Raw genomic sequence first — 14,095 nt, forward strand, 5'->3', positions numbered from 1 at the left:
GGTTGTTCAGCTTTCGTAATCGGCATTGATATGCACATATTCGTGGGTCAGGTCGTCGGTCCATACGGTCGCCTCGGCGTCGCCGGCGTTCAGGTCGATGTCGATATGCACCTCCCGCGGCGTCATATCCACCTCGGCCCGGTCGCGGCCGGGCTTGCCGCCGTCGCAGATGCGCACGCCGTTGATGTCCACGGTCACCCGGTTCGGGTCGTACGGCGCCACGGTTTCGGGAACCGTGCCCAGGGAGCTGACGACGCGCCCCCAGTTCGGATCGTTGCCCGCGATCGCGCACTTGAGCAGGTTCGATGCGGCCACGGCGCGCCCGCAGGCCAGTGCGGCGTCCTCGCTGGTCGCGCCGGCGACGGTGATCCGCACGTCATGGCTGGCGCCCTCGCCGTCGCCGATGATCTGGCGGGCGAGCGTGGCGCAGGCCTGCGCCACCAGCGCGTTGAACTCGTCGGGGTCCGGTTCGACGCCCGAGGCGCCGGAGGCCATGAGCAGCACCGTGTCGTTGGTGGACATGCAGCCGTCCACGTCGATGCGGTTGAACGAGGTGTCGACGCCGACGGCCAACGCCGCCTGCATCTGCCCGGCGGTCACCACCGCGTCGGTGGTGATGACGCACAGCATGGTGGCCAGCTGGGGGGCGATCATGCCCGAGCCCTTGACCATGCCGCCGATGCGGTAGCCGTTGCCTTCGAGCTCGACGGTTTTCGGCTTGGTGTCGGTGGTCATGATGGCGTGCGCGGCATCCGCCCCGGCCTGGGCGGTATCCGCCAGCGCCGCATGGGCGGCCGCGGCGCCGGCCAGGACGTTGTCCAGCGGCAGCAGCTCGCCGATCAGACCGGTCGAGCATACGGCCACGTCATCGGGCGTGCAGCCGAGCAGTTCGGCCACCGTGGCGGCGGTGGCGGCGGACTGGTCGTACCCGGCCTGTCCGGTGCAGGCGTTCGCCCCGCCCGAGTTGAGGATCACGGCCTTGGCATGGCCGTCGGCCACGACGCCCCGGGTCCACTGCACGGGCGCGGCGCAGAACCGGTTCGGCGTGAACACGCCGGCCATCGCGTCCAGCGGGCCGTCGTTGACCACCAGGGCCAGATCCTTCTTGCCGTCCACGGCGGAGATGCCGGCCTCCACGCCGGCCGCTCTGAATCCCTTGGCGAACGTCACGCTCACGGTGCCACTCCAATCTTCGTCAGTCCCTGATCCTCAGGGAGTCCCAGTGCGATGTTCAGTGATTGCACGGCCTGTCCGGCGGTGCCACGGTTGAGGTTGTCGATGGCGGCGAACGCGAGCAGACGGTTCGCCTTGCGGTCCACGACCACCTGCAGATGGGCCGCGTTCGATCCGATGATGTTCTGCGTGGCCGGCAGCACGCCCTCCGGCAGCACGACCATGAACTCCTGGCCGGCGTAGGCTCGCTCCCAGATCGCGTGGATGTCGGCATCGCTCATCGCGGCCCCGCGGTCGGTCAGACGGGCGGAGACCGAGGCCAGGATGCCGCGCGACATCGGGGCCAGGATCGGCGTGAACCCGAGTGTGAAGCGGTCCGCGTCGGCGGCCGTCAGGCCTGCCGCATGGGCCAGGTTCTGCAGGATCTCGGGGATATGGCGGTGCGTGCCGCCCACCGAGTAGGGCACCGCGGATCCGAACGCCTCCGCGGCAAGCAGATTCGCACGCTTGAGGTTCTTGCCGGCGCCCGAGTAGCCGACGACCAGATCGGCCACGATATCGGTGGTCTCGACCAGCCCTTCGGCCACCGCCGGCTGCAGCGCCAGCGTGACGGCCGTCACGTTGCAGCCGGGACCGGCGATGCGCCGGCTTCCCGGAAGCACGCCGCGCTGCCGGACGTACCCGCCCTCGGCGTCCCTGCCGATGATGAGCTCGGGCATGCCGTACGCCCAGTGCTCGTAGAAGTCCCCTCCGTAGTAGGCGTCCCACGCGGAGCGTTCCTCGAGCCGGTGGTCGGCCCCCAGGTCGATGACGACGGCGTCCGGGTCGAGCTGCGCGGCAAGCGCCCCGGAGGCCCCGTGCGGCAGTGCCAGGATGATCACGTCATGGCCGTTGAGCACCTCCGGCGTGGTGTCCTCCACCACCAGATCGGCCAATTGCGGGATGTGGGGCATGTGTCGGCCCAACCGGTCCCCCACCGAGGAATGTCCCGCCACGCAGGTCACCTCGAACGCGGGATGCGCCGCCAGGATGCGCAGCGCCTCGCCTCCCGCATATCCTGTGGCCCCTGCCACGGCGACCGTGTATTTCGCCATTTCGCGTCACCTTTCCGCGCATGACCGTCATGCACTCCGAATACAACACCCAGCATACACATTATGCAGTACATTGCATATTATGCACGCCAAGTCGATGGGCGGTCTTATGGCCGCAACAGCAATGCCCCGCACCGCCCCACACTTAGAACAGATGCAGCGAACGGAACTCGTCCAGCACATCGGACCATGTCCGCTTGCCCATTTTGTCCTTGATATTGCGGTGATAGGAGAAGACCGTGCTTTCGGCGATACCGAGCTCGCGGGCTATGCGGGAGGCGGGCATGCCTCCCAGCGTCATGGCGATGACGCGTTTCTCCGATTCGCTCAGCGGCCTGACCTGCCGGCAGTCGGAGCCACTCGCCAGACTCTGCTCCACGGTGAGGAAGTCCCCGTCGACCGGATAGCAGGACCCGCGGGACACGACGGCGAGCACCTCGGGCAGCTCCTCGACCAGCCGTTTCTTGTCGAGGAGCGCTTGCCCGCCCGCATCCCGCAACGGTTTGCGGTAGGTATCCATGTGGTAGGACGTCATGCCCACCACGGCGCAACGCGATCTCATCTCACGTATCGAACGGCATACGCCTACGCCATCCATCCCGGAGAGCGCCATGTCCAGGAACAGCACGTCGGTCCGATGCGCGTCGAAGCAGCATCGATGGATGGCCGTGGCCACGTCACTGCTGCCCCATACGTCGAGACTGACCTCGTCACGGCGGTTGAGGCGCCCCAGCAGCGCCTTCATGTACTCGACGCTCAGGTTGTCGTTATCCAGCACCCCGATTCGCAGCGTCGTCCGCATGCTCGTATCACGCATGGCACCACCTTACCCCCGTCAATGCCGCCATACCGACATGTATGGCACCGCATGACACGGCAACGCGGCTCTATGCGTGGATTGAGGTGGTCCCCTCACTGCCCCCCTGGTCGACCATGCCGCCCAGCAGCTGCTGATACAGGTCCATGGCGCTCAGGCCGTTGATCATCAGCCATATGGTCGCCACCGTATACAGCGCGTTGATGATGACGGCGGCCAGCGCCAGTCCGTAGCCCTTCATGCGGAAGTTCCTGGTTCGCCACATCGCCACGCCGCCCATGATCGCCGGCAGCACCGGCACCGGCATCAGCAGGGCGAACACCAGCGAGAGGATGGCGTAGAAATCCCAATGGCCATACAGCGGGTTCTGCCGCGGGTCGTCCATGTCGATGCCGTGGAACGGCTGTGGGCCGCGTTCGCCCGTCTCGGGACCGCCGGCGGACGGGGAGTCGTATCGGGGTTGCCCGAATGAGTCGCCGGGACCATACAATCCATTGGGAGCGTACGGCTCCGCGGGACCGCGGTCGGGCATGGCCTGCGGACCGCTGGGCCCGTTCTCCGGGGCTGGTTCGCTTCGTTCCGCTTCGGGGCGCCCGTACACGTAAGGATCGTATCCGGCGGGATACTGGCTGGCCATGGCCCCGTACTCAGGCTGGTTCACCTGCCCGTATTCCGGCTGCGCTCCAGATCGTTCGGTCGACGCATCCGGCTGCGACTGATCGTTCGATGCGGTCATGGACTGATACTCCTTACTGTGGTGGTCGGTGATGCACCGGTTGGTACCGATGATACGAAACGGGCTTGTCTTCCCTGTATCCCCGGGAAGACAAGCCCGCATCCGCCATGACTCAGGCGCGCAGCTGGGCGCCCAGTTCGGCCGCCCTGTCGATGATGGCCTTGCGGATGGTCTCGCTGTCCTCGGAGCCGAGCGTGCGGTCGACCGCACGGAACGTGACGGCGTAAGCGAGCGACTTCATGCCCTCGCCCACCTGGTCGCCGGTGAACACGTCGAACAGCTCGATGGATTCCAACACCTCGCCGGCCGCCTCACGGATCGCGTCCTCCAGCGCCGCGGCCGTGACCGACTGTGGAACCGTGAACGCCAGATCCTGCTTGACGGGCGGGAACGTGGAGATCGGCCTGGCCTGGATCGGGGCGTTGTCCAACGCGGCGAACAGCGCGGTCAGGTCCAGTTCGAAGGCCGCGGAATGCGCCGGGAAGCCAAGCGCCTCGTTGACATGCGGATGCAGCTCGCCCACCACGCCCACAACGGTCTGCCCGGCCAGCACACGCGCCATACGGCCCGGATGCCACTGCGCGGGCACGTCGTCCGGAGCGGGCTGATCCAGCGTCAGATCGGCGCCCAGCCGGTCCGAGATCCTGCGCACCGCCTCCACGGCGTCGCTCCAGTCCACGGCGCGGCGTTCGCCCAGCCAGCCGGTCTCCACCGCATTGCCGGTCAGGATGCCCGCCACATGCATCGGCTGTGCGGGCAGACCGGCGTCAAGCGCCGCCAGCTGCTCGTCGGTGGGGCGCACGCCGCCCGGCAGTGCCGGAATCGCCGGGGCCTGTGGATCCCACAGGTACACGTGGCCGATCTCATACAGCGAGACGTTCTCCAGACCGCGGCGCAGGTTCAGCCGCACGGTCTGCGCCAGCGTCGGCAGGATGTCGCGGCGCAGGAACGGACGGTCGCCGGCCAGCGGATTGGCGATCTCCACGCTCACGCGCTTGATCTCATCGGCGTCATAGGCGAACGCGCGGTAGTCCTCGTCGCCCACGAACGGATAGGTCAGGGCCTCCACCAGACCGTATTCCGCCAGCTCGTCGGCCACCTGGCGCTTGCGGCGCTGATCGTCGGTCAGTCCGACCTCGCCCTCCACGGGGGCCGGGGGCACGGTCACCGGAATCTCGTCATACCCGACCAGTCGGGCGATCTCCTCGACCAGGTCGCACGGCTCGTTCAGATCGGGGCGCCAGCTCGGCGGCATGATCGAGAACTCGCCGTTGCCGCCGCCGGCCACACCGCACCCGATATCGGTCAGGATGTCGCAGATCCGGTTCACATCGGTGTCCAGCCCCGTCACGCGCGCGACCTCGGTGGACTTGAAATGAATCGCGCGACGACGCGGCACATTGTTCACGTCGGTCGGATGCTCGGAGGCCTCGCCGTTGCCGTAGCGGATCAGCAGCTCGGCGGCCATCTGCGCGGCGGCGGGCTGCAACTGCGTGTCCACGCCGCGTTCGAAACGGCGGGAGGCCTCGGACGGGGTCTTGTGACGGCGGGCGGAGCGCGCGATCGACACCTGGTCGAAGTGCGCGGCCTCCAGCAGGATGTTCTTGGTCTCGGCCGTCACCTCGCCGTACAGGCCGCCCATCACGCCGGCCAGACCGATGATGCGCGATCCGCGCTCACCGTTCGGGGAGTCGGTGATCAGCAGGTCCTCCACGCTCAGCTCGTGGTCCTTGCCGTCCAGGGTGACCAGATGCTCGCCTTCGCGGGCGCGTCGCACCACGATCGGGCCTTCGAGCTTGTCCATATCATAGGCGTGCATCGGCTGGCCCAGATCGAGCATGACGTAGTTGGTCACGTCCACGGCCAGCGAGATCGAACGCACGCCGGCGCGGATCAGGCGGCGGCGCATCCAGTTCGGCGTCTTGGCGGACGGGTCGAAGCCGCGGATGGCGCGGGCGTAGTAGCGGTCGCAGCCGGGCACGCCGTGAATCGGGTTGTCGTCCTCGATCGACACCTCGATGTCCGTGGGGGTGCCGGGTTCCAGACCCTCGGCGAGCGGGGTCTTCCCGTCCAGCGCACTCACCGGATCGACGTAGGCGGCGCCGGTGGAATGGTGGTATTCGCGGGCCACGCCGCGGTACGAGAGCGCATAGCCGCGATCCGGCGTGATGTTGATCTCCAGCAGCGGCTGGTCCAGATGCAGCAGGTGCATCGCGTCGTCGCCGGGCTTCAGGGCCTCGTATTCGGCGGGGGTGAAGCCGTACTCGCGCAGCAGGATGATGCCGTCATGGCTGTCGCCCAGACCCAGCTCGCGTTCGGAGGCGCACATGCCGTTGGAGATATGGCCGTAGGTCTTGCGCGGTTCGATGCGGAAGTCACCGGGCAGCACGGCGCCCGGCAGCGTGACGACGACCTTCTCCCCGGCCTTCATGTTCGGGGCGCCGCACACGATGCCGCGGGGCACCTTGTTGCCGTTCTCGTCGACCTCGTTGTACTCGTCGCCGACGTCCACGTGGCACCAGTTGATGGTCTTGCCGTTCTTCTGCGGCTCGGGCGTGGCGTCCACCACGTAGCCGACCACAATCGGACCGGTCACCTGGGAGGCGTGGATCTCCTCCTCCTCCAGGCCGACCTTGACCAGGTCCCTGGCCAGCTGCTCGTACGTCAGATCCTCGGGGACCTCGACATGGTCCTTGAGCCAATCAATATCAACCATAGGCATGGGCTTCTCACTCTCCCATCACGAATTGCTTGCTGAATCGCACGTCGCCCTCGACCAGGTCGTGCATGTCGTTGATGTCATGGCGCAGCAGCAGCGTGCGCTCGATGCCCATGCCGAACGCGAAGCCGGTGTACACGTCCGGGTCCAGGCCGGCGGACTTCAGCACGTTCGGGTTCACCATGCCGCAGCCGCCCCATTCGAGCCAGCCCGCGCCGCCCTTCTTGTCCGGGAACCACAGGTCGAGCTCGGCGCTCGGCTCGGTGAACGGGAAGTAGCTCGGGCGCAGACGGGTCTTGGCCTCCGGGCCGAACATGGCCACGGCCAGCTTGTCCAGCACGCCCTTCAGGTCGGCCATGGTCAGGTGCTTGTCCACGGCGAGCGCCTCGCACTGGTGGAACACCGGGGTGTGCGTGGCGTCCAGCTCGTCGGTGCGGAACACGCGGCCCGGCGAGGCGATGTACAGCGGCACGCCGTATTCGAGCAGCGCGCGCACCTGGTCGGACGAGGTCTGTGTGCGCAGCACCATGTTCGAGCCCACGAAGCCCGCGGCGTCACGCGCCTGCGAACCCTTGACGTAGAAGGTGTCCTGCATCTGACGCGCCGGATGGTCGGGGCCGAAGTTCAGCGCGTCGAAGTCGAACCATTCGGTCTCCACCTCCGGGCCGGAGGAGATGCGCCAGCCCATCGAGATGAAGAAATCCTCCCAGTCCTCCATGACCTTGGCCAGCGGATGGCGCGCACCCAGCGGCTTGCGACGGATCGGCAGCGTCATGTCCACGGTTTCGGAGGCCAGCGCGCGGGCCTCCTCCTGGGCCTTCAGCTCGGTCTCCCTGGCGCCGAACGCGCGGCCGAAATCGGCGCGCAGCTTGCCCATAAGCTTGCCGGCGTCCTTCTTCTGGTCGGCGGGCAGCGCGCCGATGGCCTTGCTGGCCTGCGTCATCGCCGAATCGGCGCCCGCATACTGCGTCTTGATGGCTTTCAGTTCCTCCGTGCTGGAGGCGTTCTCTATCCTCGCGATGCCTTCGGCGACCGCCTCGGTCACCGCCTGAGCATCGAACACCGCTTGTTGTGCCACGAGCTCCCTTTCCTGCGTCTTCCTACATCGTCAACCGCGCGGCAAACCCGCAAAAGCGCGATTTACCGGCGTTTTACGACTTTACATTCTCCCAAAGCGACTCGACATAGCCATGCTCATCAGCATGACGGCAGCGCTCGTGCCCAGATTCAGCGACTCCGCCCGGCCGTAGATCGGAATCGAAACCACCGTGTCCGAACGCTCCAGCACGTCGTCCGGCAGGCCCCGCGCCTCGTTGCCGAACAGCACCGCCCGGTCGGTGTCGCGGCCGCCGTCACCGCCCAACAGTTCGGGCAGCGGCACCGGACGATTCCCGGGCGTGCCGTACACGTCGGCAGCCGTCACCGCCAGTCCCCGCTCCGAGCACCATGTGAAGAATTCCCCGGTGGTCATCGTCAGCACCGGCAGGTGGAACAGCGAGCCGGCCGTGGCACGGATCACCTTCGGGTTGAACATGTCCACGCACTCGTCCACGAACACGACCGCCGCACAGCCCGCGGCATCGGCCGCGCGGATCACCGTGCCCGCGTTGCCCGGGTCGCGCACCTGCCAGAAGGCCGCCACCAGTGATGGGTGTCCGCCCGAACCTCCGACTCCCGGCGTTTCGGGGGCGGTGCCGGTCATCGCATCCCTTGTGGCCTGCATGTCCCCCACCGCCACGATGCCCTGCGCGTCACGGCTCATCCGCTCGACGACCCCGGCGCTGCACAGGTGCACATAGACGCCGTGGGACAATGCCTCCGCCACGATCGGGGCCAGCAACGCCGACACCGGGATCCCCTCGCATGACTCGTCCGGCATCCGCGCGTAGCCGTGCCGGGCGAGCAACGCCATATCGGTATGCCCGGCGCCGTCCGAATCGTCGACAGCCACGTACACGTCACGCACGACCTGCGGCACGCATCGCACGGCCTCGCGCACGGATTGCGGTCCCTCGATCACATACTGGCCGGTTCTGGCCCGGGACCGCCGGTTGGACAGATCCGCCACCCGGCGCACCCGTTCGGACTTCAGGTTATCGATGATGGTTCGCTGCATCGGCATACCCTCCACCCTACAGCCCGGCATGGCGTGGCCCGGTATCGCGCCGGGACGCGTGTCACCGACGATGGAACGGCGTGCGGCCTTCGGCGTCGTCGGGACCGGCATACGGCATACGCATGTACAGCACCCAAGTGCCGTCCTCCTCGCCCACGGACATCACGCCGCCGAGGGATTCGATCTCCTCCCGGTGCAGACGCAGGCCGTTGCCGCCGGGCAGATCCAGGATGTCATCGATGTCGTCGCTGGTCTTCCGCTCGTCCGGAATCGGATTCATCTCCACGAGTTCGAGATGGCGTTCGCCCAAGGTGATCACCATGTTGTAGGCGTTCTCGCCGCGCACGGAATGCCGCATGATATTGGTGAACGTCTCGTCGATCATCGCCAGCATGCAGGATTGCCGTACGCTCGCATCCTTGCCCGAGAACGGTGTCGGGGCGCCGTTATGGTCGATCACGCGCACGTCGCCGTGGATACCGGACTCGGACAGCCGGCGTTCCCATACGCGCACGCGCTCGTTCAGCCGCTCCTGCGGTCCCTCATGCGCTCCGTCCGGATGCTTCTCCGCCGTCTCGGCGCTCAATTGCCGGATGACGGCATGCACGCCGTCGAGCACGCGGACGGACTGCTCGTTGATCTGATGCCAGGCCTCATGCTGTTCGGGATCGCCGCACTGACGCAGCTGCCGTTGGGAGACCCGTGCGATGTTCGCCAGATCACCGGTCACCGAGTCGTGGATCATGCGCGCCACCTTCACGCGATGCATCAGGTCCTGCGCGCGTTCATCCCGTAGCCTGAGCTCCATCAGCTTGGACCGGTTGCGGTTGACCTGGCCGAAGTTCAGGATCAGCAGCAGCAGGAACGTGAGCACCGGGGCGCTGTTCAGGGCCAGATTCCAGCTGGTGTCCGGGAACCGCCACGCCTGCACATAGATGCCGACCAGCACCGGGACCGCGGCGACCAGACCCAGACGCATGCTGGTGTCATACACCAACGTGCCCAGCATGTACGCCATGCACAGCAGCTCGCCGGAACCGTGCAGGGGCGTCAGGCAGCAGGCCACCGAGAAGTACAGGGACAGGATCAGCGAGGACGGCACGGGGAACACGCAAATCGACAGGTACAGCACGAAGAAGACCAGGGCGACGATCATGTTCAGCGCGCCGCCGGACGGCATGGCCAGGGTCTCGACCAGCTGCACCATCGCCAGCGCGCCCACCTGCCACAGGCGTGCCGGGTGCCGCAGCGGATTGATAATCATCGGCTTGGTGCCGGCCAGGTGATGGTTGTCCGGGAATTCGGGGGTCTCGTCGAGCCTCAGGACATGGGCCAGCCGGTTCAGGCCTGCGAGTTGAGCCACATCGCCACCGCCTGCCATCGCGAGTTCGCGCCGAGCTTGTGCATGGCGCGCTGCCCGTGCTTCTTGACCGTCTCCGGCGTGATGTTCAGTGTCTCGGCGATCGCCTGGATCGACATGCCAGCGGCGAACGAGTCCATGACCTCGAATTCACGGTCGGTCAGCACGGCGTTGGCGGAGGTCTGGTTCTTCAGCCGTACGTGCGCGGTCAGGGCGATCTCGAATCCCTCGCCCCACGTGCCGCCGGAGGCCACGGTGCGGATGGCGGTGACGATCTGCTGCTCATCGGACTTGCCGACGATGCCCTGCGCGCCGGCCATCGATGCCTTCTCGGCGTATCTGTCGATGGAGTAGGCGGTCATCGCCAGGATGCCGACCTTGCCGATGCGCGTACGGATGCGGCGGCACACCGAGATGCCGGACACGCCCTCCATCGACATGTCGGCCAGCAGCACCTTCGGGCGGGTCGCGGCGGTCAGGCAGTTGGTCACGGCCCGCCCGCCATCGGACGTGGTCCAGATCACCTGCATGTCGTCGGACAATTCCTCAATGCTGGCCTTCAGACTCGGCAGTACAAATCGGTCGTTGTCCACATGCCAACGGTGATTTCCCGATTCACTCGGATACCTCCAAATCACATAACTCTCCCGGAAAAAGATAGTTCTATTTGTAGCATCCGAAATATCATTCCGGCCGGTGCGGCAACGGCCGCACAAAACCGATTTACTGGCCGAGGAACGAGAAGGAACCGGTGAAAACGGCGGTAATCAGCGCAATGACGGGAATCGCAAGGCACACGCCCAGATATACCCAATCGGGTACATCCACAGTGCTGACACGCGCGTGGCTGCGCGGCCCGTCGCCGCCGAACCCGCGCGCTTCCATGGCCGTGGCCAACGTGGTCGACCGTCTGATCGACAGCACCAGCAGCGCGAAGGTCTGCGGGAGGAACGCCTTGACCTTGTTCTCGTCGCCCAGGCCGCGCGACCTGCGCGACGCGGTCAGCGCCGCCCAGTCGTCATGCAGCACGGAGAACAGCCGCATGCCGGCCAGGCCGCCGTACACGAACCGGTCGGGCAGTCTGAGGATCTGGCTGAACGCGTCGGCCAGGTCGGTGGCGTCGATGCCGAGTACGGCGATGATGGCGGGGATACCGATGGCCAGGATTCGTATGCCGGTGGCCACCGCCAGCTCGGCCGACCGGTCGGTGATGTGCATCAGCCCCCATTGCCACCAGGTCTCGCCGCCCTCCTTGCCGTACAGCAGCACGGCGAGGGCGGAGCCCGGGGCGCCGATGAAGATCGGCCAGGTGGACCTGACGACGCGCCAGGGCGTCAGCCCGATGCACCACAGGATGATGAACTCCAGCACCAGCGCCACCGTGGCCGAGACCCAATCCAAGCTCAGCAGCATCGGCAGCGAGGCCAGGAACGCGCCGATCAGCCGGTACGCGGGATTGCGGGCGGCCAGGAACGGCGAGCGGCTCGACGGCTTGGGGTCCTCGACGCGCTCGTTGACCGGGCTGACGGGGATGCGGGGGTCGGACGCGCCGGACGCCGTCCACTCCCCTGTCCGATCGGAGGGGGTGAGTTCCACCAGTCGGGCGCCGAGCGCGGTGACCAGTTCGCGGTCGTGCGTGACCACGATGATGCTCACGCCGTCGCCGCGCAGGCCGTGGATCAGGCGCACGATCTGCATCCAGGTGCGCCGGTCCTGGCCGAAGGTCGGCTCGTCGAGGATGAGCACGCGCGGAGCCGCGGCCAGGGCGGAGGCCACGGTCAGCCGCCGTTTCTCGCCGCCGGAGAGCGTGTACGGGTTCTGCTGGGCGTATTGGATGAGCCGGAACCGCGTCAGCAGTTCACGCGCGCGGCGCTCCGCCTCCGCCTCATCGCACCCGGTGCGCAGAGGCCCGAGCATCACCTCCTCCAATACGCTGCCGCGCGCGAACTGGTGCTCGGGGTTTTGGAACACGTAGGAGATGCGGGAGGCCAGTTCGGTGGACTTCCAAGCGATCGGCGCGTCGCCGTCCGCGCCCGCGGCCAGCTGGGCCGAAGCCTGCACCTGTCCGCGCACCGGTTCGAGCAGACCGGCCAGCGTCAGCGACAACGTGGATTTGCCGGCGCCGTTCGCGCCGACCAGCGCGGTGATCTGTCCGGCGGTGAAATCGAGGTCGATATGCTCGGCGATGGCCTTCCCATCGCGGCCGATGGACAGATCCCGCGCGGACAGCAGCACCTGGCCAGTACCGACGGACGGATCGTATGGCGGCTCATCGTCGGTGTGGATGCGGACGATCTCGTCCTCGGGACGGCGGTATCGCTCCGGCAGCCAGATGCCGAGTTCGGCGAAGTCGAGTCCGGGATCACGGAACACCTCGTCCGGGGTGCCGTCGGCGACGACGACCGTGCGTTTGAATCCGCCGCGGTCGACCTCCTCCTCATCGCCTTGCTGGGCGATGCGGGCGGACTGCTGTTCGTCGGTCTCCAACCCGAGCACCACCACGCGGTCGATCATGTCGATCCACGGTCCGGCGCGGTGCTCGACCAGCACCATCGTGGAATGATAGGTGTCGAGCACATCGCGCACCGCGTCCACGACCTGGGTGACGCCGTCGGGGTCGAGGTTCGCCGTGGGTTCGTCGAGCAGCAGCACGCCCGGACGCATGGCCAGCGCGCCGGCCAGGGCGAGTCGCTGCATCTGCCCGCCGGACAGGTGCAGGGTCGAACGGTGCAGCTGAACCCCTTCCAGTCCCACCGCACGCAGACCGTCGCGCACCCGCTGCCAGATCTGGTCCCGCGGCACGTTGAGGTTCTCGGGACCGAACGCCACGTTGTCGCCGAGCCGCTGGAAGATCGCCTGCGCATCGGGGTCCTGCAGCACCAGGCCGATGCGGCCGCGCGCGCGGGTGACCGGCACGTCGTCAACCAGCACGCGGCCTTCGGTCACGCCGCCCTCCGCGTCGGTGGTCAGCATCGTGCCGTCGGCCGTCATCTCGGTGCGTTCCGCGTTCTCCTCTCCCCCAAGCAGACCCGCGGCGCCTTCGAGGATCGTGGATTTGCCGATGCCGGACGCGCCGAGCAGCAGCACACGCTGCCCCGCCTCGATGGTGATGTTCAGCCCCCGTACGGCGAAATGCCGGCGCGAGGCGTGACGGTACCCCCAGTTCTCGAAGCGCAGCACCGCGTTGTCGGTATGCGTTGCGTCATGATTCGCCGACGCGGGATCGGTTCCCTGTCGCGCGGTGTCGATGCTCAGCTGTTCGTCCACGATTCCCCTTGAAAGTCCTCGGCCGCATAGGCGGCGGTTCATACGACGCTGACGGCGCGGGCGTTGCGGCCCGCGCCATGCGTCAGGTTCAGCGGCCGCGCACCTCGCGACCAGAGGCGAACTTGTCTAGCGCACCGGTTTTGGCGAGCGCGATGTACAGGTACCACATGAGCACGCCGGCGAACACGATGCCGGAGATCACCGTGGTGAGGACGTAGACCACGCCGTAGGTCTGGAACACGTCGATGGCCTGCAGGTTGGTCAGGAAGGAGTATCCCCAGCAGGCGACGCCGGAGAGGGCGCCGGACAGGATCGTCACCGGCAGGTTCCACTTGCGGTAGGCGAAGATCAGGAAAGCGATCTCGGCGAACAGGCCCTGCACCAGGGCGATCAGGAAGGTTTCGACGCCGCCCCACATGTTGCCCATCAGCGCTTCGAGCACGCCGGCCACAACCTCGGCGTAGACGGCGGCGCCCGGCTTGCGGACGATGATCGCGGCCAGCGGTCCGGCGAACAGCCACAGGCCGTTGAACACACCGGCCAGGCCGGGGATGATGGCCTCCAGCGCGCTCCACGGCGCGGCGGTGGCGATGGCGACGACCCAGTAGATCAGGGCGCTGGCCACGCCGATCACCGAGGCGACGGCGATATCGACGACACGCCATTTCAGGACGGCTTTGGATTCGGTAATAGCAGAAGACATGCGATGTGCCTTTCTCTCCCGCGCGCCGACTTTCGGCGCTGCGTCAAGGCACGGGAAAAGAGCGACGTCCGTGCGCCGGCATTACCCGGTATACGTTCAATCGGTCGAGG

Annotated in this window: 11 protein-coding genes; all 11 read right to left on the reverse strand. The window is 67.0% G+C overall.

The genetic code is table 11. The features are described 5' to 3' along the window. Positions 1-6 precede the first annotated feature (6 nt). Positions 7-1,176: a bifunctional glutamate N-acetyltransferase/amino-acid acetyltransferase ArgJ gene (argJ, locus tag BIGA_RS01340; protein ID WP_033505846.1), complete on the reverse strand. Its 1,170-nt coding sequence runs from the start codon at positions 1,174-1,176 to the stop codon at positions 7-9. After that, a complete protein-coding gene (argC, locus tag BIGA_RS01345; RefSeq protein ID WP_033505848.1) occupies positions 1,173-2,267 on the reverse strand; it encodes an N-acetyl-gamma-glutamyl-phosphate reductase in 1,095 nt (364 codons plus the stop codon). Before argC ends, argJ begins: the two co-directional genes overlap by 4 nt. Before the next feature lie 145 nt (positions 2,268-2,412). After that, positions 2,413-3,084 (reverse strand): response regulator transcription factor, encoded by a 672-nt coding sequence (locus BIGA_RS08865; protein WP_051916985.1) that lies wholly within the window; start codon positions 3,082-3,084, stop codon positions 2,413-2,415. A gap of 70 nt (positions 3,085-3,154) precedes the next feature. Further along, positions 3,155-3,820: a hypothetical protein gene (locus tag BIGA_RS01355; RefSeq protein WP_033505850.1), complete on the reverse strand. Its 666-nt coding sequence runs from the start codon at positions 3,818-3,820 to the stop codon at positions 3,155-3,157. 112 nt (positions 3,821-3,932) lie between these two features. After that, positions 3,933-6,542, reverse strand: coding sequence for a phenylalanine--tRNA ligase subunit beta (pheT, locus tag BIGA_RS01360; protein WP_033505852.1), 2,610 nt, complete (start codon positions 6,540-6,542; stop codon positions 3,933-3,935). A gap of 7 nt (positions 6,543-6,549) precedes the next feature. After that, entirely contained in the window at positions 6,550-7,617 is a 1,068-nt protein-coding gene (gene pheS, locus BIGA_RS01365) for a phenylalanine--tRNA ligase subunit alpha (RefSeq protein ID WP_033505854.1), read from the reverse strand. 81 nt (positions 7,618-7,698) lie between these two features. Then, on the reverse strand, positions 7,699-8,661 hold the full coding sequence (locus BIGA_RS01370) for a TrmH family RNA methyltransferase (protein WP_033505935.1): 963 nt from the start codon (positions 8,659-8,661) through the stop codon (positions 7,699-7,701). Positions 8,662-8,716: 55 nt separating this feature from the next. Next, entirely contained in the window at positions 8,717-10,018 is a 1,302-nt protein-coding gene (locus BIGA_RS01375; protein WP_033505855.1) for a sensor histidine kinase, read from the reverse strand. Then, on the reverse strand, positions 9,997-10,608 hold the full coding sequence (locus BIGA_RS01380) for a LuxR C-terminal-related transcriptional regulator (protein ID WP_033505857.1): 612 nt from the start codon (positions 10,606-10,608) through the stop codon (positions 9,997-9,999). Before BIGA_RS01380 ends, BIGA_RS01375 begins: the two co-directional genes overlap by 22 nt. 130 nt (positions 10,609-10,738) lie before the next feature. After that, positions 10,739-13,195, reverse strand: a complete 2,457-nt coding sequence (locus BIGA_RS01385; protein ID WP_033505936.1) for an ATP-binding cassette domain-containing protein — start codon at positions 13,193-13,195, stop codon at positions 10,739-10,741. 175 nt (positions 13,196-13,370) lie between these two features. Further along, complete coding sequence (locus BIGA_RS01390; RefSeq protein WP_033505859.1) at positions 13,371-13,985, reverse strand: ECF transporter S component; 615 nt, start codon at positions 13,983-13,985, stop codon at positions 13,371-13,373. Positions 13,986-14,095 lie beyond the last annotated feature (110 nt).

The sequence above is a fragment of the Bifidobacterium pullorum subsp. gallinarum genome (assembly GCF_000741215.1).
Lineage (GTDB): Bacteria > Actinomycetota > Actinomycetes > Actinomycetales > Bifidobacteriaceae > Bifidobacterium > Bifidobacterium pullorum_B.